General features: G+C 73.9%; 27 protein-coding genes and 1 pseudogene. 9 read left to right on the plus strand and 19 right to left on the minus strand.

The window, feature by feature from the left end; translation table 11 throughout:
• Positions 1-35 precede the first annotated feature (35 nt).
• The 3 genes from IG63_RS0104385 to IG63_RS0104395 are packed head-to-tail and all read right to left on the minus strand — an operon-like array spanning position 36 to position 3,018.
• Positions 36-1,235, minus strand: a complete 1,200-nt coding sequence (locus IG63_RS0104385) for an acetoin utilization protein AcuC (RefSeq protein ID WP_030483165.1) — start codon at positions 1,233-1,235, stop codon at positions 36-38.
• A 32-nt stretch (positions 1,236-1,267) separates the two neighbouring features.
• A complete protein-coding gene (gene proC, locus IG63_RS0104390; RefSeq protein ID WP_030483166.1) occupies positions 1,268-2,071 on the minus strand; it encodes a pyrroline-5-carboxylate reductase in 804 nt (267 codons plus the stop codon).
• Positions 2,072-2,088: 17 nt separating this feature from the next.
• Positions 2,089-3,018: a proline dehydrogenase family protein gene (locus tag IG63_RS0104395; RefSeq protein ID WP_030483167.1), complete on the minus strand. Its 930-nt coding sequence runs from the start codon at positions 3,016-3,018 to the stop codon at positions 2,089-2,091.
• Between the two features lie 82 nt (positions 3,019-3,100).
• Here IG63_RS0104395 and IG63_RS0104400 point away from each other — a divergent pair, with 82 nt between their 5' ends.
• Entirely contained in the window at positions 3,101-3,967 is an 867-nt protein-coding gene (locus IG63_RS0104400) for an aldo/keto reductase (protein WP_036194388.1), read from the plus strand.
• Between the two features lie 30 nt (positions 3,968-3,997).
• On the opposite strand, the gene IG63_RS0104405 is transcribed toward IG63_RS0104400, so the two are convergent.
• From IG63_RS0104405 to IG63_RS0104425, 5 genes are all read right to left on the minus strand, one after another.
• Positions 3,998-4,729 (minus strand): ABC transporter permease, encoded by a 732-nt coding sequence (locus IG63_RS0104405; RefSeq protein WP_030483169.1) that lies wholly within the window; start codon positions 4,727-4,729, stop codon positions 3,998-4,000.
• A complete protein-coding gene (locus tag IG63_RS0104410; protein ID WP_245604315.1) occupies positions 4,726-5,421 on the minus strand; it encodes an ABC transporter ATP-binding protein in 696 nt (231 codons plus the stop codon). The genes IG63_RS0104405 and IG63_RS0104410 overlap by 4 nt, the downstream gene beginning before the upstream one ends.
• 77 nt (positions 5,422-5,498) lie before the next feature.
• A complete protein-coding gene (locus tag IG63_RS0104415; RefSeq protein ID WP_030483171.1) occupies positions 5,499-6,101 on the minus strand; it encodes a TetR/AcrR family transcriptional regulator in 603 nt (200 codons plus the stop codon).
• Positions 6,098-6,943, minus strand: coding sequence for a sugar phosphate isomerase/epimerase family protein (locus IG63_RS0104420; protein ID WP_030483172.1), 846 nt, complete (start codon positions 6,941-6,943; stop codon positions 6,098-6,100). The genes IG63_RS0104415 and IG63_RS0104420 overlap by 4 nt, the downstream gene beginning before the upstream one ends.
• A gap of 14 nt (positions 6,944-6,957) precedes the next feature.
• Entirely contained in the window at positions 6,958-7,893 is a 936-nt protein-coding gene (locus tag IG63_RS0104425) for a Ppx/GppA phosphatase family protein (RefSeq protein ID WP_030483173.1), read from the minus strand.
• A gap of 36 nt (positions 7,894-7,929) precedes the next feature.
• Here IG63_RS0104425 and IG63_RS0104430 point away from each other — a divergent pair, with 36 nt between their 5' ends.
• From IG63_RS0104430 to IG63_RS0104440, 3 genes are all read left to right on the plus strand, one after another.
• A complete protein-coding gene (locus IG63_RS0104430) occupies positions 7,930-8,697 on the plus strand; it encodes a DUF3109 family protein (protein ID WP_030483174.1) in 768 nt (255 codons plus the stop codon).
• 79 nt (positions 8,698-8,776) lie between these two features.
• The gene (locus IG63_RS0104435) at positions 8,777-9,415 is read left to right on the plus strand and encodes a VOC family protein (RefSeq protein WP_030483175.1); all 639 of its coding nucleotides are present in this window, start codon (positions 8,777-8,779) and stop codon (positions 9,413-9,415) included.
• A 113-nt stretch (positions 9,416-9,528) separates the two neighbouring features.
• Entirely contained in the window at positions 9,529-10,119 is a 591-nt protein-coding gene (locus tag IG63_RS0104440) for a class I SAM-dependent methyltransferase (protein ID WP_245604324.1), read from the plus strand.
• A 178-nt stretch (positions 10,120-10,297) separates the two neighbouring features.
• Here the strand turns inward: IG63_RS0104440 and IG63_RS0104445 are convergent, their stop codons facing one another.
• Complete coding sequence (locus tag IG63_RS0104445) at positions 10,298-11,389, minus strand: LacI family DNA-binding transcriptional regulator (RefSeq protein WP_030483177.1); 1,092 nt, start codon at positions 11,387-11,389, stop codon at positions 10,298-10,300.
• A 139-nt stretch (positions 11,390-11,528) separates the two neighbouring features.
• On the opposite strand from IG63_RS0104445, the gene radA reads away from it, so the two are divergent.
• Both radA and disA read left to right on the plus strand, forming a co-directional pair.
• Entirely contained in the window at positions 11,529-12,974 is a 1,446-nt protein-coding gene (gene radA / locus IG63_RS0104450) for a DNA repair protein RadA (protein ID WP_036194390.1), read from the plus strand.
• 69 nt (positions 12,975-13,043) lie between these two features.
• Positions 13,044-14,129: a DNA integrity scanning diadenylate cyclase DisA gene (disA, locus tag IG63_RS0104455; protein ID WP_030483179.1), complete on the plus strand. Its 1,086-nt coding sequence runs from the start codon at positions 13,044-13,046 to the stop codon at positions 14,127-14,129.
• A 254-nt stretch (positions 14,130-14,383) separates the two neighbouring features.
• Here the strand turns inward: disA and IG63_RS21290 are convergent, their stop codons facing one another.
• A complete protein-coding gene (locus IG63_RS21290) occupies positions 14,384-15,181 on the minus strand; it encodes a hypothetical protein (protein ID WP_157210015.1) in 798 nt (265 codons plus the stop codon).
• Between the two features lie 65 nt (positions 15,182-15,246).
• On the opposite strand from IG63_RS21290, the gene IG63_RS0104465 reads away from it, so the two are divergent.
• Both IG63_RS0104465 and IG63_RS0104470 read left to right on the plus strand, forming a co-directional pair.
• Positions 15,247-16,119, plus strand: a complete 873-nt coding sequence (locus IG63_RS0104465; protein ID WP_036194392.1) for an HhH-GPD family protein — start codon at positions 15,247-15,249, stop codon at positions 16,117-16,119.
• Positions 16,116-16,769, plus strand: coding sequence for a hypothetical protein (locus tag IG63_RS0104470; protein WP_030483182.1), 654 nt, complete (start codon positions 16,116-16,118; stop codon positions 16,767-16,769). Before IG63_RS0104465 ends, IG63_RS0104470 begins: the two co-directional genes overlap by 4 nt.
• Positions 16,770-16,970: 201 nt before the next feature.
• Here the strand turns inward: IG63_RS0104470 and IG63_RS0104475 are convergent, their stop codons facing one another.
• From IG63_RS0104475 to lysS, 6 genes and pseudogenes are all read right to left on the minus strand, one after another.
• Entirely contained in the window at positions 16,971-19,508 is a 2,538-nt protein-coding gene (locus tag IG63_RS0104475; RefSeq protein ID WP_030483183.1) for an ATP-dependent Clp protease ATP-binding subunit, read from the minus strand.
• Between the two features lie 90 nt (positions 19,509-19,598).
• Positions 19,599-20,225, minus strand: a complete 627-nt coding sequence (locus IG63_RS23900) for a DUF2071 domain-containing protein (protein ID WP_425411771.1) — start codon at positions 20,223-20,225, stop codon at positions 19,599-19,601.
• Positions 20,165-20,335, minus strand: a pseudogene (locus IG63_RS23950) (DUF2071 domain-containing protein); the annotation flags it as partial. The gene IG63_RS23900 and the pseudogene IG63_RS23950, both read right to left, overlap by 61 nt.
• Before the next feature lie 61 nt (positions 20,336-20,396).
• Positions 20,397-21,002, minus strand: coding sequence for a flavin reductase family protein (locus tag IG63_RS0104485; RefSeq protein ID WP_030483184.1), 606 nt, complete (start codon positions 21,000-21,002; stop codon positions 20,397-20,399).
• Between the two features lie 75 nt (positions 21,003-21,077).
• Positions 21,078-21,410, minus strand: coding sequence for a histone-like nucleoid-structuring protein Lsr2 (locus IG63_RS0104490; protein ID WP_030483185.1), 333 nt, complete (start codon positions 21,408-21,410; stop codon positions 21,078-21,080).
• Between the two features lie 125 nt (positions 21,411-21,535).
• Positions 21,536-23,068, minus strand: a complete 1,533-nt coding sequence (lysS, locus tag IG63_RS0104495) for a lysine--tRNA ligase (protein ID WP_030483186.1) — start codon at positions 23,066-23,068, stop codon at positions 21,536-21,538.
• A gap of 64 nt (positions 23,069-23,132) precedes the next feature.
• Here lysS and IG63_RS0104500 point away from each other — a divergent pair, with 64 nt between their 5' ends.
• Complete coding sequence (locus IG63_RS0104500; RefSeq protein ID WP_030483187.1) at positions 23,133-24,077, plus strand: DUF808 domain-containing protein; 945 nt, start codon at positions 23,133-23,135, stop codon at positions 24,075-24,077.
• A 164-nt stretch (positions 24,078-24,241) separates the two neighbouring features.
• Here IG63_RS0104500 and IG63_RS0104505 read toward each other — a convergent pair whose 3' ends face one another.
• The 3 genes from IG63_RS0104505 to IG63_RS0104515 are packed head-to-tail and all read right to left on the minus strand — an operon-like array spanning position 24,242 to position 26,759.
• Positions 24,242-25,021 (minus strand): type III pantothenate kinase, encoded by a 780-nt coding sequence (locus IG63_RS0104505; protein WP_030483188.1) that lies wholly within the window; start codon positions 25,019-25,021, stop codon positions 24,242-24,244.
• On the minus strand, positions 25,018-25,848 hold the full coding sequence (panC, locus tag IG63_RS0104510; RefSeq protein ID WP_030483189.1) for a pantoate--beta-alanine ligase: 831 nt from the start codon (positions 25,846-25,848) through the stop codon (positions 25,018-25,020). Before panC ends, IG63_RS0104505 begins: the two co-directional genes overlap by 4 nt.
• A complete protein-coding gene (locus IG63_RS0104515) occupies positions 25,845-26,759 on the minus strand; it encodes a Rossmann-like and DUF2520 domain-containing protein (protein ID WP_051706136.1) in 915 nt (304 codons plus the stop codon). Before IG63_RS0104515 ends, panC begins: the two co-directional genes overlap by 4 nt.
• Positions 26,760-26,817 lie beyond the last annotated feature (58 nt).

Genomic DNA, 26,817 nt, shown 5'->3' on the forward strand with positions numbered 1-26,817 from the left:
GGTAGACCAACCCCTCCGGGGGCCTCCCACGCCGGCTAGACCAGGGGGTCGAGACCGTGCTCGGGGAAGACCGCGTCCCGGGTCGCCTGCACCGCGCGGTCGAGCCAGGTGCCGGGGTCGTACCCCTCCTCCCAGGGGCGGTACGACGGCTCCCGGCCGTCGGTCATCTGCGACGGCGCCCGGACGCCGAAGCGCTCCAGGACGTCGGCTCGCCAGGCCTCCGGCGTGGCCGTCGCCGGGTCGAGCGGTACGCCGCCCAGCGTGGCGAGCAGGTGCGTCCACGACCGCGGCACCACGTCGACCACGGCGTAGCCACCGCCACCGAAGGCGACCCACTTGCCGCCCGCCGCGTCGTGGGCCAGGTCGTGCAGCGCCAGGTAGCTCGCCCGCTGCCCGTCGACGCTGAGCGCGAGGTGGGCGAGCGGGTCGTCGCGGTGGCTGTCGCAGCCGTGCTGCGTGACGAGCACGTCGGGCTCGAAGGCGCGGACCAGGTCGGGGACCACGGCGTGGAAGGCCCGCAGCCAGCCGGCGTCGGCCGTGCCCGGGGGCAGCGCCAGGTTGACGGCACTGCCGACGGCACCGGGGCCCCCGGAGTCGGCCGGGAAGCCGGTGCCCGGGAAGAGCATCTGCCCCGTCTCGTGCAGCGAGATCGTCAGCACCCGCGGGTCGTCGTAGAAGATCCGCTCGACGCCGTCGCCGTGGTGCACGTCGACGTCGACGTAGGCGACCCGGCGCGCCCCCTGGTCGAGCAGCCAGCGGATCGCGACGGCGACGTCGTTGTAGACGCAGAAGCCGCTCACCCGGTCGGGCATGGCGTGGTGCAGCCCGCCGGTGATGTTGGCGGCGTGGTCGGCCTCGCCGCGCCAGACCTGGCGCGCCGCCTCGAGGCTCGCGCCGACGACGTGGCGCGAGGCCTCGTGCATATGGGTGAAGACGGGGTTGTCGTCGCTCCCCAGCCCGTACGCCGCGTCGACCCGCGGCGGCGAGGCTCCGGCGGCGCGCACCGCCTCGACGAGCCGCTCGTCGTGCACCGTCAGCAGCTCGTCCTCCGTGGCGTCGGGGGCGACCACGGTGCGCAGCCGGTCGAGCACACCGCTGTGCCGCGAGAGGCCGACGGTGAGGTCGACCCGGATCGGGCTCATCGGGTGGCCGGGCCCGAAGTCGTAGCCCACGAGGGACTCGTCGTAGACCAGACAGGCCCGGCAGCCGCTGGGCGCACCGCTGGACTCGCTCATGTGAGGTGAAACTACTCGCTGCCGGGACGCGCTCAGTCGTCGGTCGCGGCGAGCGCCCGGGAGCGGTCGCGAGCCGCTTCCATCGCGGTGATGAAGGCGGCGCGCACCTTGTGGTCCTCGAGCTGGCGGATTGCGGCGGCGGTGGTGCCGCCCGGCGAGGTGACCTGCTCGCGCAGGACCGTGGGGTGCTCGCCGGTCTCGCGCAGCAGCTTGGCCGAGCCGACCACGGTCTGCACCACCAGCTCGGTGGCGGTGCTGCGGGGCAGGCCGAGGTGCACGCCGGCCTCGATCATCGACTCGACCACGAAGAAGAGGTAGGCCGGACCGGAGCCCGAGATCGCGGTCACCGCGTCCTGCTGCTTCTCCGGCACCCGGACCACCCGTCCGGTGGGCGCCAGCATCGCCTCGGCGCGCGCGAGGTGCTCCTCGTCGCAGTGGCGCCCGGGCGAGACCGCGGCCATGCCCTCGTCGACGAGGGCGGGGGTGTTGGGCATCACCCGGACCACGGCGACGCCGTCGGGCAGCCGGCTCTCCACGAAGCCGGTGGTGATGCCGGCGGCCAGGCTGACCACCAGCTGGCCCGCGGCGACGTGCGGCGCGAGCTCGTCGAGCACGTCGCCCATGTCCTGCGGCTTCACCACCAGGGCGATGGTGTCGGCCTCGGCCACGGCGGCGACGTCGGCCACCACGGTCACGGCATACCGCTCGGCGAGCTCGGCGGCCCGCTCGGGGCGGCGCTCGACGACGAGCAGGTCGGCGGGGTCGTGCCCACCACGGACCAGGCCGGAGAGCAGGGTCTCCCCCATCACCCCGGCGCCGATGATCGCGACGGTCATCTGGTTGCCTCCTCGGGCTACTTCTTCGAGACCAGGGCGCGGGCGAAGAAGGTCAGGTTGGCCGGGCGCTCCGCGAGCCGGCGCATCAGGTAGCCGTACCACTCCTCGCCGTACGGCAGGTAGACGCGGGTGCGCTCGCCGGCGCCCGCGAGCCGGCGCTGCTCCTCGGGGCGGCAGCCGTAGAGCATCTGGAACTCGTAGCTGCCCGGCACCCGGCCGCTGCGCGTGGCCAGCGCCGAGGCGATCTTGACCATGCGCGGGTCGTGCGTGGCCACCATCGGGTAGCCGGCGCCGGCCATGAGCACCTTCAGGCAGCGCACGTAGGACTTGTCGACGTCCTCGCGGTCCTGGTAGGCGACCTCGGACGGCTCCTGGTAGGCGCCCTTGCACAGCCGCACCCGGCTGCCCTCGTGGGCCAGGGAGCGGCAGTCGGCCTCGGTGCGGTGCAGGTAGGCCTGCAGCACGGCACCGGTCTCGGGGAAGTCGCGGCGCAGCTCGCGCAGCGTCGCCAGGGTCAGGTCGGTGGTGGTGTGGTCCTCCATGTCGAGGGTGACCGTGGTGCCCACCGTGCGGGCCGCCTCGCAGATGCGGCGGGCGTGGTCGGTGGCCAGCTGCGGTCCGTCCCCGGGCAGCGCCTGGCCGATGGCGGAGAGCTTGACGCTGACCTCGGCCGTGCGCGAGAGGCCGGCGGCACCCAGCGCCTCCAGGAGGTCGAGGTAGGCCGCCACGGTGGCCTCGGCCTGCGCGCGGTCGCGGGTGTCCTCGCCGAGGTAGTCGAGCGTCACCTCCATGCCGTCGTCGACCAGCGCGCGGGTGGCCGCCACCGCGGCGGTGGTCGTCTCCCCCGGCACGAAGCGGTCGACGATGCGTCCGGCGACGGGCAGCCTGGTGGCCAGGTGCTTGACCTGCTCGCTGCGGGCGAGCAGCAGGATCGGTTGACGCAGCACCGTCGGGTCCTCCGGCTTCTCGCATCGCGGGCAGGTGCGCCAGCCACGGTAACCGTCCGGCGCACCTGGCACGATCGCACCCATGACGGCACGGCTCGGACTCGGGACGGCAGCCCTCGGGCGCCCGGAGTACCTGAACCTCCACCGGGACCTCGACCGCGAGCTGGGCGAGGCACGCTACGACCGGGGCCACCTGGAGCGGCACGCGCACGAGGTGCTCGACGCGGCCTGGGCCGCGGGCGTGCGGCACGTCGACACCGCGCGCTCCTACGGCGCCGGGGAGGAGTTCGTGGGCAGCTGGCTGGCCGCGGCCCCTCGACCGGGAGTCACGGTGGGCTCCAAGTGGGGCTACACCTACGTCGCCGACTTCGTGCCCGGCGCCTCCGAGCACGAGACCAAGGACCACACCGTCGCGACCTTCGAGCGGCAGTGGGCCGAGACCCTCGCCGCCCTCGGACGCACCCCCGACCTCTACCTGGTGCACAGCCTCACCTCCGACTCCCCGGCGCTCGGCGACCCGGCGGTGCTCGACGCGCTGAGCGGCCTCGCCGAGAGCGGGGTGCGCGTGGGGCTCTCGACGAGCGGCCCCGACCAGGCCGAGGTGCTGCGTCGCGCCCTCGCGCTGCCCGAGTCCCCCTTCTCGACGGTGCAGTCGACCTGGAACCTGCTCGAGCCCTCCGCCGGGCCGGCGCTCGCCGAGGCCCATGCGGCCGGCTGGTCCGTCGTCGTCAAGGAGGCGATGGCCAACGGCCGGCTCGCCGAGCGCGACGCCGACGCGCTCGCCGCCGCCCTCGCCCAGCCGTGGGCCGACGTCGTGCTCAGCGGCGCCTCCTCGGTCTCGCAGCTGCGGGCCAACCTGGCCGCCCTCGACGTCACCGACCCACCCGAGCTGACGCCGGAGGACCCCGCCGCCTACTGGGCACACCGCCGCACGCTGCCCTGGGGGTGACCCGTCGCGGGACCTGTCCGGGGCCCGACCTCAGGCGGTCTGCCGCCGCAGCGTGAGCGCACCGAGCGCGACCGCCGCGACGGCGTACGCCGCGACGACGCCGACGTCGCCCCACACCGGGTCGGTCGAGGTGGCGACCGCCTGCATCGCGTCGACGGCGTACGACAGCGGGAGCACGTCGGAGACCACCTCGAGCGCGCGGGGCAGCTGGTCGCGCGCGACGAAGAGCCCGCACAGCAGGATCTGCGGGATCACCACGGCCGGCATGAACTGCACCGCCTGGAACTCGGTGCGGGCGAAGGCCGAGACGAGCAGCCCGAGCGCGGTGCCGAGCACGGCGTCGACCACGGCGACCAGGAGCAGCAACCAGGCCGAGCCGACGACGCGGAGGTCGAGCAGCCACACGCAGGTGCCGACCGCGACCGCGGACTGCAGCGCCGCGACCAGGCCGAAGGCGACCAGGTAGCCCAGCAGGAAGTCGAGCTTGCCCATCGGCATGACCAGCAGCCGCTCGAGGGTGCCCGAGGTGCGCTCGCGCAGGGTCGTCACCGAGGTGACCAGGAACATCACGATGAAGGGCACCAGCGCCAGCAGGGCCGGACCGAGGGCGGAGAAGCCGGCACCGGGCAGGTCGACGAACATCCACCACAGGAGAGACATCAGCAGCGTGGGAAGCACCAGCAGCATCGCCGCGGTGCGGTGGTCGCGCCGCAGCTGGGTCAGCACCCGCAGCGCCACGGCGGCGGTGATGCGGGGGCTCATGCCCCCGCTCCCACGAGGGAGAGGAAGGCGTGCTCGACGTCCGGCGCGCCGGTGCGGCGCAGCAGCGCCGCCGGGGCGTCGTCGGCCAGCAGGGTGCCCTCGCGCATCAGCAGCAGCCGGTCGCAGCGGGCGGCCTCGTCCATGACGTGGCTGGAGACCAGCACCGCGGCGCCCGCCTCGGCGAGGCGGTGGAAGGTGCTCCAGAGCTCGACCCGGAGCACGGGGTCGAGGCCGACGGTGGGCTCGTCGAGCACGAGCAGGTCAGGCTCGCCCAGCAGCGCGACGGCGAGGGAGACCCGGGAGCGCTGCCCGCCCGAGAGCCGGGCGACGACCCGGTCGGCGTGGTCCCCCAGCGCCACGGTCGCGACGCACGCGTCGACCCGCTCTCGCGGGACCCCCAGCACCCGGGCGAAGAAGCGCAGGTTCTCGCGCACCGTGAGGTCGTCGTAGACGCTGGGGGCCTGCGAGACGTAGCCGACCCGGTGTCGCAACGCCGGTGCCGCCGCCCGCTCGTCGAGCACCTCCACGGTGCCGCCGGTGATGCGCTGGGTGCCGATCACCGCCCGCATCAGCGTGGTCTTGCCGCAGCCGGACGGACCGAGCAGCCCCGTCACCGACCCGGCGGCGACCTCGAAGTCGAGGTCGCGGAGCACGGGGTTGCCGCCCCGCGTGACGCACAGCCTGCGCGCCACCACCGCATTTTTCATCATGTGATGAATTAACGCCTGTGCGGCGCTGGTGTCAAGAGCGTCGTCGAGGCCTCCGGGGCTCAGCCACCGACGCCGTCGAGGTCGCCGGTCAGGTAGCGCTGCAGCGTGGGGGCGTACGCCGCCACGACGGCGTCGGAGGGCAGCGAGGAGACCGGCTCCAGCCGCAGCACGTAGCGCGTGAGGATCAGCCCGAGCACCTGGCTGGCCACCAGGGGCATCCGCAGCTCGGGCCGGTCGATCCCGAGTGCCCGGCCCACCGGCAGCAGCACCCCGGGCACGAAGCCCTCGGTCAGCAGCGACTCGCCCCCCGGCTCGAGCAGGCGGCGTACGGCGCCGAGCAGCACCGGCTGGAGGGCCGGGTCGTCCCACGCCCCGAGGAAGGCGCGCAGCAGGCCCTCGCCCGCGGCGTCGGCCCCGGCGGCCACGACGGGCGCCAGCAGCTCGCGCGGGTCGACGGGCATCTCGAGCGAGGCGAGCAGCAGGTCGTCCTTGCGGCCGAAGTAGTGGTGCACCAGCGACGGGTCGACGCCCGCCTGCGCCGCGACCGCCCGCACCGAGGTGCGGGCGAAGCCGCGGGCGGCGAAGAGCTCACGGGCCGCCGCGAGGATCTGCGCCCGGGTGTCGGGGCCCCCGGGCCGCCGACCGCGCGTCACGGCGGTCACGGACGCTCCGGCTCCAGGCCGGGCTGCACCCCCGCGCCCTCGCCGGGCGCCGCGAAGTGCAGCCGCGAGAAGGCCAGCGACTCCAGCAGGTCGCGCTCGCGCGCCTCGGGGTCGCCCGCCTTGCGGGTGTTGATCTCGGCGACCACGTGGCCGCTGAAGCCCCGCGCCGCCAGCCCCTCGAGGAAGGGCCCGCACGGCATCGCCCCGTGCCCGGGCACGAGGTGCTCGTCCTTGGCCGAGCCGCTGCCGTCGGTCATGTGCACGTGGCGCAGCCGCGGGCCCAGCCGCTCGGCCATCGCGACGGGGTCGGACTGCGCGGTGGCGGCGTGGGAGAGGTCGACACAGGTGTTGGCGTAGCTCTCCTCGGAGGGGTCCCAACCCGGCTGGTAGACGACCATGCCGCGCCGCGACGTCGCCCGCCACGGATACATGTTCTCCACCGCGAAGGCGATGCCGGTACGCCGCTCCAGGTCGGCGATGCCCTCGACGAAGCCGGCGGCGTAGTCGCGCTGCCAGCGGAAGGGCGGGTGCACCACCACCACGTCGGCGTCGAGGTCCCTGGCCATCTCGGCGCTCCGCTCGAGCTTGGCCCACGGCTCGGTGCCCCACACACGCTGGGTGATGAGCAGGCAGGGCGCGTGCACGGCGCACACCGGCACGCCGTGGTGGTCGCGCAGCGAGCGCAGCCGGTCGGTGCTCTGGCTGACCACGTCGATGCCGACCATCACCTCCACGGCGTCGTACCCGAGCCGCTCGGCGTAGTCGAAGGCCTGGGCGGTGGGCTCGGGGTAGACCGAGGCCGTCGAGAGGCCGAAGAGCGGCTGGGACGCCGGGCTGGTCATCGGGTGGGGCGGCGCTACCGACGCGCGCTGAGCTGGTCGAGGCGGTCGAGGATGACGCCCTCGCGCAGCGCCCAGGGGCAGATCTCGAGCTCGGACAGGTCGAAGACGTCCATCACGGCCTCGGCGACCATGGCGCCGGCCACCACCTGGTGGGCGCGGCCGCTGGAGACGCCAGGGAGGGCGGCGATCTCGTCGTTCTTCATCTCCAGCAGCTTGGGGGTCCACGACGACAGCTCGGCGGCCGGGAGCACGCGGCGCACGAACTGGCCGTCGCTCGAGGGCGCCGCGCCGCAGATGCGGGCCAGGCTGCGGAAGGTCTTCGACGTCGCCACGGCGTGGTCGGGGCGGCCGCCGCGCAGCACCGAGCCGGCGTCGCGCGCGACCACGGTGCGCAGCTCCGCACGCAGCGACTTCAGCCTCTTCCCGCTCGGAGGTCCACCCGCGAAGTGCTGCCGCGCCAGGCGGCCGGCCCCCAGCGGCACGCTCCACGCCACCGTGGGCGCCTCGTCGTCGCCCGCGGCCACCTCCAGCGAGCCGCCCCCGATGTCGAAGACCGCGAGCCGCCCGGAGGACCACCCGAACCAGCGGCGTACGGCCAGGAAGGTCAGCCGCGCCTCGTCCTCCCCCGGCAGCACGGCGATGTCGACGCCGGTGGCCTGCTCCACGTGGGCGAGCACCTCCTCGCCGTTGGCGGCCTCGCGGACCGCCGAGGTGGCGAAGGAGTAGACCTGCTCGCAGCCCTTGTCCTCGGCCAGCCGCAGGGCGCGCGCGACGAAGTCGGTCAGCGCGGTGACGCCCTTCTCGGTCACCGCCCCGTCGTCGTCGAGGTGCTCGGCCAGGCGCAGCGGCTCCTTGACCGACGACGCCGGCAGCGGGGCGGCGCCGCGGTAGGCGTCGACCACCAGCAGGTGGCCGGTGTTGGAGCCGATGTCCAGGACGCCCAGGCGCATGCCGTGAGACTACTGGCCCCCCGTACGCTGGCGGGCGTGCCCGAGGTCGACCTGGACTTCCCCCGCGCCTGGCTGGAGCTCCCCGACCCCGCCGACGGCGACCAGGTCTTCCGCTGCGACCTGACCTGGCTGACCTCCCGCTGGAGCTGCATCTTCGGCCAGGGCTGTCCCGGCATCTACGCCAGCGCTCCCGAGGCGGGTTGCTGCACGCTCGGGGCGCACTTCAGCGACAAGGCCGACGAGGAGCGCGTCGCCGCCTGGGTCGACGAGCTCGACGCGGAGGGCTGGCACCACCGCGGGGAGGCGCTCGACGCCAAGGGCCGGCTGCGGCGCAAGGGCTGGGTCGAGACCGACGAGGAGGGCGACCGCAAGACCCGGGTGGTCGACGGTGCCTGCATCTTCCACAACCCGCTCGGCTCCTCCGCCGGCTACGGCTGCGCGCTGCACTCGCTGGCGCTCGCGCGCGACCTCCACTTCGTCGAGACCAAGCCCGACGTGTGCTGGCAGCTGCCGCTGCGGCGCGGCTACCGCGACGTCGAGCGGCCTGACGGCACCAGCTACCTGGAGGTCTCGATCGGTGAGTACGACCGCCGCGGCTGGGGTCCCGGCGGGCACGACCTCGACTGGTACTGCACCGGCAACACCGAGGCCCACGTGGGCGCGGAGCCGGTCTACCTGGCCAACGCCCGCGAGCTGGTGGAGCTGATGGGGGCGCCGGCGTACGACGCCCTCGTCGTCGCCTGCGAGGAGCACCTGCGCTCCCGCTCGCGGCTCGCGATCCACCCCGCCGACCCGGAGGCGTGAGGCGCGCCGTCCGGACGCGAGCGACGGCCGGGAGCGACCCCGGTGCCGACGGGCACCGCTACCCGCGTCAGAATCAGGTATGCGTCTCGATCACATCGTCTTCGCAGCCGGTCCGGGCGGCGTCGCAGGAACGACAGAGCGCCTCGCCGAGCAGCTCGGCGAGACCTTCCGCGCCGGCGGGGTGCACCCCCGCTTCGGCACCCGCAACGCCATCCTCCCGCTGACGGGAGACACCTACCTCGAGGTGGTCGAGGTGCTCGACCACCCGGCGTCCGACAAGGCTCCCTTCGGCCAGGCCGTGCGTGCCCGCTCCGCCCTCGGCGGCGGCTGGCTCGGCTGGGTCGTGGCCGTCGACGACATCAGCCCCCACGAGCAGCGCCTCGGCCGCGAGGCGGTCAGCGGCAACCGGCACCGCCCCGACGGCGTCGAGCTGCACTGGCGTCAGCTGGGCGTCAAGGGGCTCCAGTCCGACCCGCAGCTGCCCTTCTTCATCCAGTGGGACGGCGCTCCGGGCGACCACCCCAGCGCCGGCGCCACCGGCGACGTGAGCCTGGAGTGCCTGGAGATCGCCGGCGACCCCGCCCGCGTCTCGGAGTGGCTCGGCCAATCGGTCGACCAGCCGCTCGGTGGCGTCAAGGTCGACTGGGTCGCCCCCCACGGCACGCCGGGCATCGTCGCCGCGCAGCTCCGCACCCGCCACGGGCTGGTCCGGCTCTGAGCGGTCGGCCGCTGCCGACCGGGGCGCGCCCGAGCCCCAACATCTGGCACCACCCGCACGTCTACGAGATCGAGAACGGCGCGGTCGACCGCGCCGGCGCGCTCCCGGCACTGATGCGCGAGCTCGGTGGCTGGACCGGCCTCGACGTCCTCGACGTCGGCTGCGGCACCGGGTTCCACCTCCCCCTCTTCGCGGCCGAGGCCGCCTCCGTGATCGGCGTCGAGCCCCACCCCGACCTCGTCGCGATCGCCGCCCGCCGGGTGCGTCGCACGCCGCGGGTGGCGGTGCTCCAGGGCACCGCGCAGTCGCTGCCCCTGCCCGACGCCTCGGTCGACGTGGTGCACGCCCGGTGGGCGTACTTCTTCGGTCCCGGGTGCGAGCCGGGCCTGGCCGAGCTCGACCGGGTGGTGCGCCCCGGAGGCCGGGCCTTCGTCATCGACAACGACCCGCTGACGCCCTCGACCTTCAGCACGTGGTTCCGCCGCGGCTACCCCGAAGTCGACGGCGCCGAGGTACGCCGCTTCTGGGCCGACCGCGGCTGGCAGCGCCACCCCGTGGCCATGGCCTGGACCTTCGACTCCCGCGCCGACCTCGAGGCCGTCGTCCGCATCGAGCTCCCCACCGACGTCGCCGCCGAGGTGCTCGACTCCCACGACGGCCTCACCGTCGACTACGCCGTCTCGCTCTGGACCCGCACCTTCTGAGCGTCGCCCCCGCCGGTCCTGCGGATGCGTCGGCGCCAGTGTCGGCGCCAGTGTCGGCGCTCGTGTCGGCGCTCGACCGTTTCACCAGTTAGCTGGTGAAACCCACACTTGCCTGCTGAGGCTTCGGCGGGGAGGTGACAGTTTCACCAGTTGACTGGTGAAACAGCGGACGCGACGCCTAGGGCTTCCAGCCGCGCTCGCTGGAGCGGCGTACGACGAGGGTGGGCTCGAGCATCCGGCCCTGCTCCTCGACCGGCTGGTGACCGAGCACCCGGTGCAGGCTCCGCACCAGCTCGACGGCGACCTGCTCGAGCGGCTGGCGCACCGAGGTGAGGCCGGGCCAGGTGACCTGCGCGGCCGCGGAGTCGTCGAAGCCGACGACTCCGACCTGCGCGCCGGGCTGGACCCTGCGCTCGGCGAGGGCGTGCAGCACCCCGACGGCGAGCGTGTCGCTGGCGCAGACGAAGGCCGTGACGGTGGCGTCCTCCAGCACGCGGTGCGCGGCCATGCGGGCGGCGTCGACGTTGTCGGTGAGCCGCACGCCCAGCCCGACCGGATCGACGCCGGCCTCGCGCAGCGCCGCCTCCCAGCCGGAGCGGCGGTCCTGGCTGATCCGCGACGACCGCTCCCAGCCCAGCCAGGCGATCCGGCGGTGGCCCTGGTCGAGCAGGTGCTCGGTCGCGAGCCGGGCGCCGGCCGCGCCGTCGACGTCGACCCAGGCGTGGTCGGCGCGCGGGTCGTCCCAGGGTCGTCCGAAGGCCACGAAGGGCGCGCCGCGGTCCTGCAGGAAGCCGGCCTGGGGGGTGCCGGCGTAGGTGTCGGTGACCACGAAGGCGTCGACGGCGGTGGAGCGCAGCAGGTCCTCGTAGCCGTCGAGCGGGTCGGCGGGGTCGCCGGAGAAGAGCAGCAGGTGGTGCCCCGTGCGGGAGGCCGCCTCGACCAGGCTGTGCAGGAAGCGGTCCATCAGCGCGTTGCTGGTGCCCTCCTGCGCCGGCTCGAAGCGCAGCCCCACCAGGTGCGAGGAGCGGGTGCGCAGCTGCCGCGCCGCCCGGTTGGGCGAGTAGCCGAGGCGCTCGATCACCGACTGCACCCGGACCAGGGTCTCGGGCCGCAGCAGCTCGGGGTTGTTGAGCGCGTTGGAGACCGTCTGGCGCGACACCCCGGCCTCGTCGGCGACCGTCGCGAGCGTCGGGACGCCGTCGCCGCCGAGGACGCGCGGACGACGCCGGCTCGGTTCGCGACCGGCGCTGCTGCGCGACGTGCTGGACATGGTGACCTCGCCTGGGGCCCGCGGCGCGGGAGCAGTGGAACGATCCAACAGTAGACGCAGCCGGGCCGGGAGCGTCGTCGCCCACGTCGTCCGCCTGTCGCGCGCGCCCTTGTCGGTGGGGCCGCCTAGGTTGCGGGGCATGGCATCGCAGCGCACCAGTCCCAAGTCGCCCAAGCCGGCCTACCAGTGCCAGGAGTGCGGCTGGGAGACCGTGAAGTGGATGGGCCGGTGCGGCGAGTGCCAGGCCTGGGGCAGCCTCGTCGAGCGCGCCGCCCCGCGCAGCCGCGTCCAGGCCGGTCCCGTCAGCGCCCCGGCCCGTCCCATCGGCGAGGTCCCGATCGAGGAGTCCACGGCGCGCGGCAGCGGCGTCGAGGAGCTCGACCGGGTGCTCGGGGGCGGCCTCGTGCCCGGCGCGGCGATCCTGCTCGCCGGCGAGCCCGGCGTCGGCAAGTCGACCCTGCTGCTCGAGGTCGCGTCGCAGACCGCCCGCACCGGTCAGCGGGTGCTCTACGTCAGCGGCGAGGAGTCCGCGGCCCAGGTGCGGCTGCGCGCCGACCGCACCGGCGGCATTCACGACGAGCTCTACCTGGCGGCCGAGACCGACCTGGCCGCCGTGCTGGGCCACGTCGAGGCCGTGCGGCCGACGCTGCTGGTCGTCGACTCGGTCCAGACGATCAGCGCCGGCGACGTCGACGGCGTGCCCGGCGGCGTCACGCAGGTCAAGGAGGTCTCCGCCGCGCTGGTCCGCATGGCCAAGCTGCGCAACATCACCGTCGTGCTGGTCGGCCACGTGACCAAGGACGGCACCATCGCGGGCCCACGGGTGCTCGAGCACCTCGTCGACGTGGTGCTGCAGTTCGAGGGTGAGCGCACCTCCCGGCTGCGGCTGGTGCGCGCGGTGAAGAACCGCTACGGCCCGGTCGACGAGATCGGCTGCTTCGACCTCTCCGCCACCGGCATCGTCGCGATCACCGACCCCACGGGGCTCTTCCTCGACGACCGCCAGAGCGCCGTGCCCGGCAGCTGCGTGACGGTCAGCATGGAGGGCCGCCGCGCGATGCTGGGCGAGGTGCAGGCCCTGGTGACGCCGAGCTCCGCGGAGAAGCCGCGCCGCACCACCTCGGGCATCGACCCCGCCCGGCTGGCGATGGTGCTCGCGGTGCTGCAGCAGCGCGCCGGCATCCGGCTGCACGGCCACGACGTCTTCTGCTCCAGCGTCGGAGGTGCCCGGCTCACCGACCCCGCCAACGACCTGGCCATCGCCCTCGCGGTGGTCTCCGCGTGGTGGGACCGCCCGCTCTCCCGCCAGGTCGTCGCGGTCGGCGAGATCGGCCTGTCCGGTGAGGTGCGCCGCGTCCGTGACCTCGGCGCCCGGCTCGGGGAGGCCGCTCGCATGGGCTTCCGCTCCGCGCTGGTGCCCGTCGAGCACCACGCCACCCGTCAGCACGCCCCCGGCGAGAGCATGGTCGTCGACGGGCTCCGCGTGCTCGAGGTCGACGGTGTCGGCCAGGCCCTCGAGGCGCTCAAGGTCGACCGGCAGACGCGCGTCGCCGGGCTGGAGCGACCGCCGGGCGAGGTGCGCTGACCCGCTGCTCCGATCCCCGCGCCGCGCGCGCGGCGCCTCAGGAGCACCATCAGCCACTACGCTGATCCCGTGGCCACCCCCGACCGCACTGACGACGCTGCCCGGCTGCGCCTGACGCTGGCCCGGATCGCCCCGGGCACCTCGCTGCGCGACGGGCTGGAGCGGATCCTCCGCGGCCGCACCGGCGCGCTGATCGTGCTCGGACTCGACCGCGAGGTCGAGGGCCTGCTCACGGGCGGCTTCACCCTCGACGTGCCCTTCTCCTCCACGGCGCTGCGCGAGCTGGCCAAGATGGACGGCGGCATCGTGCTCGACAGCGACATCACCCGCATCCACCGCGCCAACGTGCACCTGATGCCCGACCACACCATCCCCTCGGAGGAGACCGGCACCCGGCACCGCACCGCCGACCGGGTCGCCAAGCAGACCGGCTTCCCGGTCATCTCGGTGTCGCAGTCGATGCAGATCATCGCGATCTACGTCGGCGAGATCCGCTACACCCTGGAGGACTCCGGGCAGATCCTCGCCCGCGCCAACCAGGCCCTGGCCACGCTCGAGCGCTACAAGGTGCGCCTCGACGAGGTCTCCTCCACCCTCTCGGCGCTGGAGATCGAGGACCTCGTGACGGTGCGCGACGTCGCGGTGGTGGCGCAACGCCTGGAGATGGTCAGCCGGATCGCCCGCGAGATCGACGACTACGTCAACGAGCTCGGCACCGACGGCCGGCTGCTCTCGCTGCAGCTCGAGGAGCTGGTCACCGGCGTCGACACCGACCGCGCGCTCGTGGTGCGCGACTACCAGGCGGGCGGCCGGCGCTCCCTGGAGGTCGACGAGGTGCTCCAGGGCCTCGAGCAGCTCTCCCCCGCCGACCTGGTCGACATCGGCCAGGTGGCGCGCGCGCTCGGTCTCGGCCAGGGCGAGCACCTCGACGGGGCGGTCGCGCCCCGCGGGCACCGGCTGCTGGCGAAGGTGCCGCGCCTGCCCGCCACCGTCGTCGACCGCCTCGTCGACCACTTCGGCACCCTGCAGAAGCTGCTCTCCGCGACCGTCGAGGACCTCCAGGCCGTCGACGGCGTCGGCGAGCTGCGCGCCCGCAGCGTCCGCGAGGGCCTCTCCCGCCTCGCCGAGTCCAGCATCCTCGAGCGCTACGTCTGAGCCGGGACCGCGCGAGGCACGAGCGCGGTCCCGACGCGAAGAGGTCGAGCGAGCCCCGCGACCGAGGGACGAGGTCGCGACGGGCGGGTCGAGACCTGCCACGGCCCGGAGCGTGAGCGTGCGAACCCCCCGATCCGGGCCGGGAGGTCGAGGTGCGACGACGACGTCCCGACGCAGGAGGGACGTCGCCGGAGCCTCGAGACCCGGTGACCCGACCGCTGACCTCGGCTGCGCAACCCGCCCGACGCGCGCAGTCAGCCTCGGGGTGAGGCGCTCTCGGTCGGCGTACGGCGCGGCGACTCGGGCGACGCGGACTCGGAGGGGCTCGGGCTCTCCTGCGGGGTGCGCTGCCGCTTCGGCTTCGCTGTGGGCGTGGGCGTCTCGGTCACGTAGGTGACGCTGGGCAGCAGCAGCTCGAAGCGGAGCTCGGCGGGCTGGGAGCCCTGCACCGAGACCAGCACGTCGTAGAAGCCGGGCAGCGCCCACGTGGAGAAGTCGCCGCAGCCGCGGTCGGAGCTGCGGCCGTTCCAGCGCATCGTCACCTCGGTCGGCTCGGCGCTGCGCACCACGACCTCCTCGCGCGGGACCGCGGCCGGGCAGTCCTGGGAGCGCCAGAAGTCGCGGCCCTCGTCGTCGGTGACCTTGGCGACGAGCGACCTCGGCCCGACCTGGAAGGTGCAGGCGGGCTGGGTGCCGGCGAGCGAGACGGTGATGCGCACCGTGCCCCCGGCCTCGGGCCGCTCGAGGGTCGGCAGGGCGGTGATGTCCTGCGGGTCGCACTCCCCCGTGGGCTCGGCCGGCGCGACGTCGGCGCTCGTGCGCTTGACCCGTGCCGCCGCCGTGGGGCCGTAGACCAGGGTGGGGGCGGGGGCCGTCGACGGGGTGGCCGAGACCCGGCCGGCCTGCTCCGTGGCGGCCTCGTCGACACCGGTGCCGCCGACGAGGTGAGCGATGCCGACCACCAGGCCCACCACGACCGCGAGCACGATCGCGCGACGGAACCAGTACACCCGCCGGGGCAGGCGTCCCCCTCCTCGGCGTGCGGCACCCATGGGGCGACACGCTAGTCGCGCACCCGGGCTCGCTCGGGGAGCAACGCCGGGGGATCATCGCCTCGATGAGTCCGCTGCACGATCCCGTCCTCCGGTGGTACGCCGCGCACGCCCGCGAGCTGCCCTGGCGGGGCCCGGGGGCGACGCCGTGGCGGGTGATGGTGAGCGAGCTCATGCTGCAGCAGACGCCGGTCGCGCGGGTGATCCCGGTCTTCGAGCAGTGGCTCGAGCGCTGGCCCACCCCGGGCGACCTCGCGGCCGAGCCCTCCGGCGAGGCGGTGCGGGCGTGGGGACGGCTCGGCTACCCGCGTCGTGCGCTGCGGCTGCACGCCGCCGCCTGCGCGATCGTGGAGCGGCACGCGGGCGAGGTGCCGGCGGCGTACGACGACCTCATCGCCCTGCCGGGGGTGGGCGACTACACGGCCAGCGCCATCGCGTCCTTCGCCTTCGGGGCGCGCCACGCCGTGCTCGACACCAACGTGCGCCGGGTGCTGGCCCGGGCGGTGCAGGGGGTCGAGCACCCCGGCGCCTCGGTCACGCGGGCCGAGCGCGACACGGCCACCGCACTGCTCCCCGACGAGGACGTCGCGGCGACGTGGGCGGTGGCCGTGATGGAGCTCGGGGCGCTGGTCTGCCGTGCGACGTCGCCGCGGTGCGGCGACTGCCCGCTGGAGCCGCAGTGCGCCTGGGTCGCCGCCGGGCGCCCGGCGTACGACGGGCCACCCCGGCGCGCGCAGGCCTGGGCCGGCACCGACCGGCAGGTGAGGGGCAGGCTGCTGGCGGTGCTGCGCGACCAGCCGGGCAGCGTCTCGGCCGAGCGGATCGCGACGGCGTGGCACGAGCCGGTGCAGCGCGCCCGGGCGCTCGACGGGCTGCTGGACGACGGGCTGGTCGTGCGCATCGGCGACCGCTACGCCCTGCCGGGGACCGTCGCGTGAGACCCACCTCGGCGATCGTGGCCCACTACGCCTCGGAGCCCGGCGACCCGCTGTGGCCGCTGGCCACGGCGGTGCAGCGCGACGTCGCCTCGGCGCTCGGCGACGACTTCCTCGCGCGCGACCCCCGCACCGTCCACACCACCGTGCTCGGCCTCGACGACACGCCTGCCGCCCTGCACGCCCCGCTGACCGGGCTGGTGCGCGAGCAGCTCGCGGCCGAGCCGCTGCGGCTGCAGGTCGGTGGCTGGCCCGACGTCGCCCTGCCGGTGAGCAGCCGCGGCCGGCGGCTGCACGAGCGCACGCTGAGCCGCTTCGGGCGCACCGTGGTCCTGCTCGCGTGGCCCGTCGACCCGCACGGCGTCCCCACGACCCGGCTCGACGCGCTGCGACGGGCCCTGGTCGCGGCGGGCGGCCGGCACCGCTACCCGCTCGACGAGGGGCATCTCGACCCGGACGCGCACCTGGTGATCGGCGTGGTCCGCGACGACGCCGACCTCGACGCGATCGACGCCGGCCTCCAGGTCGCCCGGACGCTCCTGGCACAGCAGCCGCGTCACCTCGACATCGGGCCCGACGACCTGAGCGTGGTGACCTACGACGACCCGACGCTGCCGCCGGCGACGACCCGCGTCGTACGCCCCTGGACCTGACCGCGCCACGAAGTCTGCCGCTTCGCCACCTCCACAACCATGGCGAAGTGGCGAAGTCACTGGTCAACCAGTGACTTCGCCGCCACGAGCCACCACGAGCCACCACGAGACGCGCCGAGCCCACCGTCAGCCCCCGGGGACGACGGAGGGGCCGCACCCGGGTGGGTGCGGCCCCTCGTCGTGAGCGTGGGGTGCTCGGTGTCAGTCCTCGCCCTTGGCCACGTCGACCGGGCCGTCGGAGTCGTCGGGACCGCCGACGGGCTCGAGCGGCGGGCTGTCGGGCAGCGCGGTCTTCTGCGTGCCCTCGAAGGTGAAGGTCGCGGTCTTGCCCTCGCCCTCGACACCGACCAGCACGATCTGACCCGGGCCGACCTCGCCGAAGAGCATCTTCTCGGCGAGCACGTCCTCGATCTCGCGCTGGACCGTTCGGCGCAGCGGCCGCGCACCCAGCACCGGGTCGAACCCGCGCGTGGCGAGCAGGTCCTTGGCCGGCTGGGTCAGCTCCAGCGACATGTCGCGGTCGCGCAGCCGCGTCTCCACCGAGGCCACCATGTTGTCGACCATGGAGATGATCTGCTCCTTGGTCAGCGGCGGGAAGACGATGATCTCGTCGACGCGGTTGAGGAACTCGGGCCGGAAGTGCTGCTTGAGCTCCTCGGAGACCTTGTTCTTCATCCGCTCGTAGGTGCCCTCGTCACCGGACTGGTTGAAGCCCAGCGAGACGCCCTTGGAGATGTCGCGGGTGCCCAGGTTGGTCGTCATGATGATGACGGTGTTCTTGAAGTCCACGACCCGGCCCTGGGAGTCGGTCAGGCGACCTTCCTCCAGGATCTGCAGCAGGCTGTTGAAGATGTCGGGGTGGGCCTTCTCGACCTCGTCGAAGAGCACCACGGAGAAGGGCTTGCGGCGCACCTTCTCGGTGAGCTGGCCGCCCTCCTCGTAGCCGACGTAGCCGGGGGGCGAGCCGAAGAGCCGCGAGACGGTGTGCTTCTCGCTGAACTCCGACATGTCGAGCTGGATCAGCGCGTCCTCGTCGCCGAAGAGGAACTCCGCCAGCGTCTTGGACAGCCAGGTCTTGCCGACGCCCGAGGGCCCGGCGAAGATGAACGACCCGCCGGGACGCTTGGGGTCCTTCAGGCCAGCCCGCGTACGCCGGATCGCCCGGCTGAGCGCCTTGACGGCCTCCTCCTGGCCGATGACGCGCTTGTGCAGCTCGTCCTCCATCTTGAGCAGCCGGGTCGACTCCTCCTCGGAGAGCTTGACGATCGGGATGCCGGTCGCCACGGCGAGCACCTCGGCGATCAGCTCCTCGTCGACCTCGGCGACGACGTCCATGTCGCCGGCGCGCCACTGCTTCTCACGCTCGCCCTTGGCCAGGATCAGCTGCTTCTCCTCGTCGCGCAGACGGGCGGCGGCCTCGAAGTCCTGGCCGTCGATCGCGCCCTCCTTGCGGCGGCGGACCTCGCCGATCTTCTCGTCGAACTCGCGCAGGTCCGGCGGCGCGGTCATCCGGCGGATGCGCAGCCGCGAGCCGGCCTCGTCGATGAGGTCGATGGCCTTGTCGGGCAGGAAGCGGTCGCTGATGTAGCGGTCGGCCAGGGTGGCCGCCGAGACGAGCGCCTCGTCGGTGATCGTCACCCGGTGGTGCGCCTCGTAGCGGTCGCGCAGGCCCTTGAGCATCTCGATGGTGTGCGCGATCGAGGGCTCGTTGACCTGGATCGGCTGGAAGCGGCGCTCGAGCGCGGCGTCCTTCTCCAGGTGCTTGCGGTACTCGTCGAGCGTCGTGGCGCCGATGGTCTGCAGCTCGCCGCGGGCCAGCATCGGCTTGAGGATGCTGGCGGCGTCGATCGCGCCCTCGGCCGCGCCGGCGCCGACGAGGGTGTGGATCTCGTCGATGAAGAGCACGATGTCGCCGCGGGTGCGGATCTCCTTGAGCACCTTCTTCAGGCGCTCCTCGAAGTCGCCGCGGTAGCGCGACCCGGCGACCAGGGCGCCGAGGTCGAGGGTGTAGATCTGCTTGTCCTTCAGCGTCTCGGGCACGTCGCCGCGCACGATGTCCTGGGCCAGGCCCTCGACGATCGTGGTCTTGCCGACGCCGGGCTCGCCGATGAGGACGGGGTTGTTCTTCGTGCGGCGCGAGAGGATCTGCATGACCCGCTCGATCTCCTGCTCGCGGCCGATGACCGGGTCGAGCTTGCCCTCCTTGGCCGCCTGGGTCAGGTTGCGGCCGAACTGGTCGAGCACCAGCGAGCTGGACGGCGCGGCCTCGGGCGCGGTGCCCGCGGTCTGCTGCTCCTTGCCCTGGTAGCCCGAGAGCAGCTGGATCACCTGCTGGCGGACGCGGTTGAGGTCGGCGCCGAGCTTGTGCAGCACCTGGGCCGCCACGCCCTCGCCCTCGCGGATCAGGCCGAGCAGGATGTGCTCGGTGCCGATGTAGTTGTGGCCGAGCTGCAGCGCCTCGCGCAGCGACAGCTCGAGCACCTTCTTGGCGCGGGGGGTGAAGGGGATGTGACCGCTCGGGGCCTGCTGGCCCTGACCGATGATCTCCTCGACCTGCGCGCGGACGGCCTCCAGGGAGACCCCGAGGCTCTCCAGCGCCTTGGCGGCGATGCCGTCGCCCTCGTGGATCAGGCCGAGAAGGATGTGCTCGGTCCCGATGTAGTTGTGAGAGAGCATGCGGGCCTCTTCCTGGGCCAGCACCACCACTCGACGGGCTCGGTCGGTGAACCGCTCGAACATGGGTTCCTCCTCGAAGTCTTCGCGGGCGCTCCGCAGCGTCCTCGCGACGGATCCAACCCGGAGCCCAGCCTACGTGTTCCGGCCCGAGACTCAGTCCGCTGTGGGCGAACGCGTCGGGGACGCGCCGTGCGGTCCCTCGCGCTCGGTGAGCCGCGGCGCGCCGAACTGGGTGCGGACGCCGGGCGACCACAGCACGTGGTCCGGTGCCCGGTCCGCGATCCCGGCCAGGCCCGCCGCAGCCACCAGCTCGTCGTGGCAGTGCAGCAGCTCGGCGTGGCGCAGGGGCCAGCGCGGGTGGGTGTTGGGCACCCAGACCGGACGTCGCCCCAGCGCGTGGTGCATGCCGAAGCGGTCGGTCAGGAAGCGGCTGAGCGGGTCGTCGGCCACCGTGTCGAGGGGTCGCACGGCGAAGTCGGTGCGGGCGCCCCGCGCCGGAGGCTGGCGGCGCCGGGCGGCGTACCGGATCCGACCGGTGCCCTCCGCCAGGCGCTCCATCCGGATGCGTGCCCAGCGGTAGCGCACGCCCAGAGGGTCGGCGACGGCGGCGAGCAGCGCACGCTCGGTCTCCAGGCTGGCGAAGACGACGCCGCGCCACCCCCCTGGTCGTCGACGGAGTAGAGGCGCACGTTGATCTCGGCGAAGTCGCCGAGGTACGGCACCGGCCGGTCGCGCCCGAAGCCCGCGCGCCGCATCTCGAAGCCGATCAGGCCGACCCAGCTGCTGCCGTCGTGCACGTCGGGCCGGGCACCGGCCGGCATCCAGCGCTCGACCCGGGCGGGGTCGACGCGCCAGTGCAGGAAGACCAGGTCCGACCAGACCTGGTCCATGACGGCACGGCCGGCCAGCGGCGGGGCATCGGGGGTCACGCCCCTGGGTGCCCCGTGGGGCTCAGCGCACGTCGTCCGGGCTGGCGGGACGGTCGAGCTCGAAGACCTCGGGCGGGCGACCCCACTCGTTGCGGCCGAGCCGGGAGAGCGGCCGCAGCAGCGAGATCTCCGGGTGACCGTCGACCAGCACGTCGTCGTCGACCCCGATCGCGGTCACCCGGCCCAGGACCACCCAGGAGGCGCCCACCTCGACGACGCGGTCGAGGCGGCACTCCAGGGACGCGGGCGAGTCGCGCACCCGGGGCGGCGCCACCGTCACCGACGGTGCCATCGCGAGCCCGAGGGCCGCCGCCTCGTCGTCGCCCGCCTCGAAGGGGGCGCTGGAGTCGTTGACCTGGTCGAGCAGCCGCTCGGTGGCCAGGCTGACCACGAACTCGCCGGTCGCCTCGACGTTGTCGAGGGTGTCCTTGCGCCCCACGGAGGTGAACATGACCGTGGGCGGGCGGTGGCTGGCGACGCTGAAGAACGAGTGCGGCGCGAGGTTGCCGCGGCCCTGGGCGTCGAGGGTGGAGACCCAGGCGATGGGTCGTGGCACCACCAGTGCCGTGAGCAGCTGGTAGGGGTTGACGCCCTCGTCGTCGACGTCGAAGACGGTGCGCGAGCTCATGCTCGCGAGCCTAGGGGTCGCCGCTCGGGCCCTGAACCCGGGCCACCCCGGCCACCCCGGGCGTCGGGCGCTGCGTCAGTGCGCGGCGGCGTAGGCGTCGCGGACCTCTTGGGAGACCCGGCCGCGCTCGGGCACGTCGAAGCCGTTGTCGCGCGCCCAGGCACGGATCTCGGCCGGGGCGGGACCGCCCGCGGCCGCCTTGGCGCCGTTGCGACGGCCGCGACTGCGCCCGCCGCTCACCGGACGGGCGTGCGCGACCCACGGGGCGAGCGCCTCGCGCAGCTTGGCGGCGTTGGCCTCGCTGAGGTCGATCACGTAGTCCTTGCCGTCGAGCCCGAAGCTCACCGTCTCGTCGGCCTCGGTCTCGTCGAGGTCGTCGACCAGCACGATGTGCACCTTCTGCGCCATGGAGATCAAACCCACTGTCTGGAGTTCCGAATAACGTTTACGACTCGGACACTAACAGACCACTATGTGGAATGAGCCTCCACCGACAATGGCATTGGTCACCTATTTGTCGGCGCATTCGTGAATCATTCCGGGCGCAGCAGCGGAAACAGGATCGTCTCGCGGATGCTCGCCCCGGTGAGCAGCATGATGAGCCGGTCGACGCCGATCCCGATGCCACCGGCGGGGGGCATCCCGAATTCCATCGCCCGCAGGAAGACCTCGTCGAGCTCCATCGCCTCGGGGTCGCCGGCGGCCGCCAGCAGCGACTGCTCGGTGAGCCGCTCGCGCTGCACCACCGGGTCGTTGAGCTCGGAGTACGCCGCGCCCAGCTCGACGCCGTTGATGATCAGGTCGAAGGCCTCGTTGAGCCCCGGCTTGCTGCGGTGGGCCTTGGCCAGCGGCTTGACCTTGCTGGGGTAGTCCATGACGAAGGTGGGGCTGAGCAGGTGGTCCTCGACGAGCTGCTCGTAGAGCTCGACCAGCACCTCCTCGGGCCCCCACCCCGGCTGCAGCTCGACGTCGTGCGCCTCGGCGTGCTTGCGCAGCACCTCCACCGGGGTCGCGACGTCGACCTGCTCGCCGAGCGCCTCCGAGACCAGCTCGAAGATCGGCGCCTGGCGCCAGGGCTGGGTCAGGTCGACCTCGGAGCCGTCGCGGGCGGTGAAGGAGGTGCGGCCGAGGGCGCCCGCCGCCCCGAGCACCAGGTCGCGGGCCAGCTGCATCATCGTGAACTGGTCGCCGTAGGCCTGGTAGGCCTCGAGCATCGAGAACTCCGCGGCGTGCGTGGAGTCGAGCCCCTCGTTGCGGAAGGTCCGGCCGATCTCGTAGACGCGGTCGACGCCGCCGATCATGGCGCGCTTGAGGTCGAGCTCGAGGGCGATGCGCAGCAGCATCTCCTGGTCGAGGGCGTTGAGGTGGGTGCGGAAGGGGCGCGCGGCCGCCCCGCCGTTGGTGAGCTGGAGGATCGGGGTCTCGACCTCGACGTAGCCCTGGTCGTCGAGGGTGGCCCGCAGGCTCTTGAGCACCGCGGCCTTGGCGCGCACCAGGTCGCGCGGCTCGGGGCGCAGCATCATGTCGACGTAGCGCAGCCGGATGCGGGCCTCGTCGGAGAGCGGCCGGTGCTCGTTGGGCAGCGGGCGCAGCGTCTTGGCGGCCAGCTCCCACTCGGTCGCGGCCACGCTCAGCTCGCCCCGACGGCTGGTGATCACCTCGCCGCGCACCGCGAGCAGGTCGCCGATGTCGACGAGCTGCTTGTACGCCGCCAGCCGCTCCTCGCCGACGTCGGCCAGGCTGAGCATCACCTGCACCTCCGAGCCGTCGCCCTCGCGCAGCCGGGCGAAGCAGAGCTTGCCGGTGTTGCGCTGGAACATGACGCGGCCGGTGATGGCGACGTGCTCGCCGGTGCGGGTGTCGGGCGCGAGCTCCCCCGACTCCAGCGCCGGGTCGTGGGCCTCGCGCAGCTGCCGGATGGTGTGGCTGCGCTCCACCGCGATCGGGTACGGCGCCACGCCCTCGTCGAGCAGCCGCTGGCGCTTCTCGCGGCGTACCTGCACCTGCTCGGGAAGGTCGTCGGCGGCGGTCCGGTCGTCGGCAGGAGGAGCGGGAGCGTCGGCCATGCGGGCAAGCGTATGACTACGCTTCTGCCGTGACGTCCGCTACCTGCCCGCGCGAGATCCTCCGATGAGCGGCGGCCTGGCCGCCCTCCTCGACGACGTCGCGGCCCTGGCCCGCATGACCGCCGCGTCGGTCGACGACGTGGCCGCCGCGGCGGGGCGCGCCAGCGCGAAGGCGGCGGGAGTCGTCGTCGACGACGCCGCCGTGACGCCGCGCTACGTCCAGGGGCTCAACCCCAACCGCGAGCTCGCCGTGATCGGGCGCATTGCCAAGGGCTCGATGCGCAACAAGCTGGTCTTCATCCTGCCGGCGGTGCTGCTCCTCAGCGAGTTCCTGCCGTGGCTGCTGACGCCGCTGCTGCTGCTCGGCGGCCTCTACCTCAGCTACGAGGGGGCGGAGAAGGTCTGGGAGAAGCTGTCGGGCCACAGCGCCCCCGAGAAGCCCGCGACCGACCGCGGACCGGAGGACGAGGGCCAGGTGGTGGCGGGCGCCGTGCGCACCGACTTCATCCTCTCCGCGGAGATCATGGTGATCGCGCTCAACGAGGTCGCCGCCGAGAGCTTCTGGTCGCGGGCGGCCATCCTGGTCGTCGTCGCCATCGGCATCACGGTGCTGGTCTACGGGGCCGTCGCGCTGATCATCCGGATGGACGACTTCGGCCTGCGGCTCGCGGGTGGGCAGTCGGCCGGCCTGCAGCGCCTCGGCACCGGCCTGGTCAAGGCGATGCCGGTCGTCCTGTCGGTGCTGAGCACGGTCGGGATCGCCGCGATGCTCTGGGTCGGCGGCCACATCTGGCTCGTCGGCCTCGACGAGCTGGGCGTGCACGCGGTCTACGACGTCGTGCACCACCTCGAGGTCGCCGTGGCCGACGCCACCGGGGCGCTCGGCGGCCTGCTTGGCTGGCTCACCAACACCTTCTTCTCCGCGGTGCTCGGCGCGGTGCTCGGCGCCGTCGTCGTCGTGGTGATGCACCTGGTGCCCCGCCGCTCCAAGGACGCCCAGGCGCACTGACGCGGCGTACGGCGGAGCACGGCGCGCGCGCTTTCCGCGGGGAAAGCACCTCGACGACGGTTTCCGCGCGATCGGATCGTCGTACGTCGGCGTGTCGGGTGCCTTCGGCGCGGAAACGCGGGCGCGGGGGTCTTTCCCCGCGGAAAGCGCGGAGGCGGCGGCCGTCACTCCACGTTGCGGTCGAAGACCAGCTCCAGGCCGAGTAGGGTCAGCCAGGGCTGGTGGTGCGTCAGGGTGCGGCACTCGTCGACGACGACGGGGGCCAGGCCGCCGGTGGCGATGACGTGGACGTCGCCGGGTGCGACGCCGAGCTCGGCCGTCATCCGCTCGACGAGGCCGTCGACCTGGCTGGCGAAGCCGAAGACCATGCCCGACTGGAGGGCCTCCACGGTGTTCTTGGCGATGACGCTGCGGGGCCGCATCAGCTCGACCTTGCGCAGCTGCGCGCCCCGCCGCCCGAGCGCCTCGAGGCTGATGTCGATGCCGGGGGCGATGGCGCCGCCGACGTAGTCGCCCCGGGCGTCGACCACGTCGAAGGTGGTGGCGGTGCCGAAGTCGACCACGATCGCCGGACCGCCGTAGAGCTCGGCCGCGGCGAGGGAGTTGACGATGCGGTCGGCGCCGACCTCGCGCGGGTTGTCGGTGCGCAGCCGGATCCCGGTGCGCACGCCGGGCTCGACGATCACCTGGGGCAGGCCGGCGAAACTGCGGTCGAGCATGTCGCGCCACTCGTGCAGCACCGCCGGCACGGTGGCGCACAGCGCCACCCCGGAGAGGGCGTGCTCGAGCGAGGTCTCCCGCAGCAGCGAGCGCACCACGATCGCCCACTCGTCGGCCGTACGTCGCTCGTCGGAGGCCACGCGCCAGTGCGCCAGGACCTCCCCGCGGTCGAGCAGGCCGAGCACCGTGTGGGAGTTGCCGACGTCGGCACAGAGCAGGGTCATGGACCCTCGGAGCCGGCGCCGAGGTCGAGGGCGACGTTGTCGATCAGCCGGGTGGTGCCGACGCGCGCGGCCACGAGCAGCCGGGCGGGCCCGGCGACCGGCGCCGGCCCCAGGTCGGGGCCGCGCAGGGCGAGGTAGTCGACCGCCACGCCGTCGGCGTCGGCCAGCACCTTCTCGGCCGCCTCCACCGCTCCGGTACGCCGCGCGGCGTCGAGCGCCCGCGACAGGGCCAGCGCCTGCTCCCGCTCGCGGGGGGAGAGGTAGCGGTTGCGGCTGGAGAGCGCCAGACCGTCGGGGTCCCGCACCGTGGGGGCACCCGCGACCCGGACGCCGAGGCACAGGTCGTCGACCATGCGGCGCACCAGGGTCAGCTGCTGGTAGTCCTTCTCGCCGAAGACGGCGACCTCCGGGCGCACCAGCCCGAGGAGCTTCGCGACCACGGTCAGGACGCCGCGGAAGTGCGTGGGCCGGCTGGCGCCCTCGAGCTCGGCCCCGAGCGGCCCGGGGTCGACGGTGACCTGGGGGTCGCCGCCGGGGTAGACCTCCTCGACGTCGGGCGCGAAGACCACGTCGACGCCCTCCCGGGCGCACAGCGCGAGGTCGGCCTCGAAGGTCCGCGGGTAGCGCTCGAGGTCCTCCCCCGGCGCGAACTGCATCGGGTTGACGAAGACCGACGCCACCAGCGGGCCGTCGCCGTGGGCGCGGGCCAGGCGCAGCAGCGACGCGTGGCCCTCGTGCAGGGCCCCCATGGTCGGCACCAGCAGCCGGCCCCCGGGGAGGGTGGCGTCGAGCTCCGCGCGGGAGCCCACCACCAGCGGCGCGGTCACCGGGAGGGGTGGTGCGCGCGGGCGTCCTGGCCCACCGCGCGCAGCGCCTCGTCGAGCAGGCCCGCGATGCGCGAGGCCCGGATCGGCAGCAGCCGGCCGTCGAGCATCGCCCGGTCGGCAGTGGCCCGGGCCATCGCGACGTACGACGGCACCGTGGCGGGCGAGGTCTCCACCAGGTCGCGCAGGTGCGCCTGCACGGTGCGGACGTCGCCGCGCACGATCGGGCCGGTGAGCGCGTCGTTGCCGCGCTCGAGCGCGTTGTCGAGCGCCGCGGTGAGCAGCGGCCGCAGCGTGGCGGCGGGGTCGTCGGCGCCGGCGGCGGCCAGCAGGTCCATCGCCTGGCTGACCAGCGTGACCAGGTGGTTGGCGCCGTGCGCGAGACCGGCGTGGTAGAGCGCCCGGCGCTCCTCGGCCACCCACATCACCACCCCGCCCAGGTCGGCGACCAGCGACTCGGCGAGCTCGCGCTCGCCGTCGCCGGCGGTCATGCCGAAGACGCAGCCGGGCAACCGGGGCAGGTCGACCGAGGTGCCGGTGAAGGTCATGGCCGGGTGCAGCGCCACCGGTCGCGCCCCCAGCTCCGCCACGGCGTGGAGCGCAGCGAGCCCGTGACGACCCGACGTGTGCACCACGACCTGGCCGGGCCGGATCGCGCCGGCGCCCACCAGCGTCGTGGCGACGTTGTCGAGCATGTCGTCGGGCACGGTCAGCAGCAGCAGGTCGCAGGCCCGGGCCACGTCGGTGGGCTTGCCGACGGGCACCCCCGGGAGCAGCGCCGCGATCCGCTCGCGCGACGCCGCCGACTCGCCCGCCGCGGCCACGACCTCGTGACCCGCGGCGCGCAGCGCTGCGGACAGGACGGCACCGACACGGCCGGCGCCGACGACCCCGATGCGGGCCATCTCGCTCATCTCCTTCGTTCCGGTCCCCGAGGGGTACCGGACTACTCGATGACGTGCTCCTGAAGCG

The sequence above is a fragment of the Nocardioides aequoreus genome (genome assembly GCF_000720335.1).
In the GTDB taxonomy this organism is placed as follows: domain Bacteria; phylum Actinomycetota; class Actinomycetes; order Propionibacteriales; family Nocardioidaceae; genus Marmoricola; species Marmoricola aequoreus.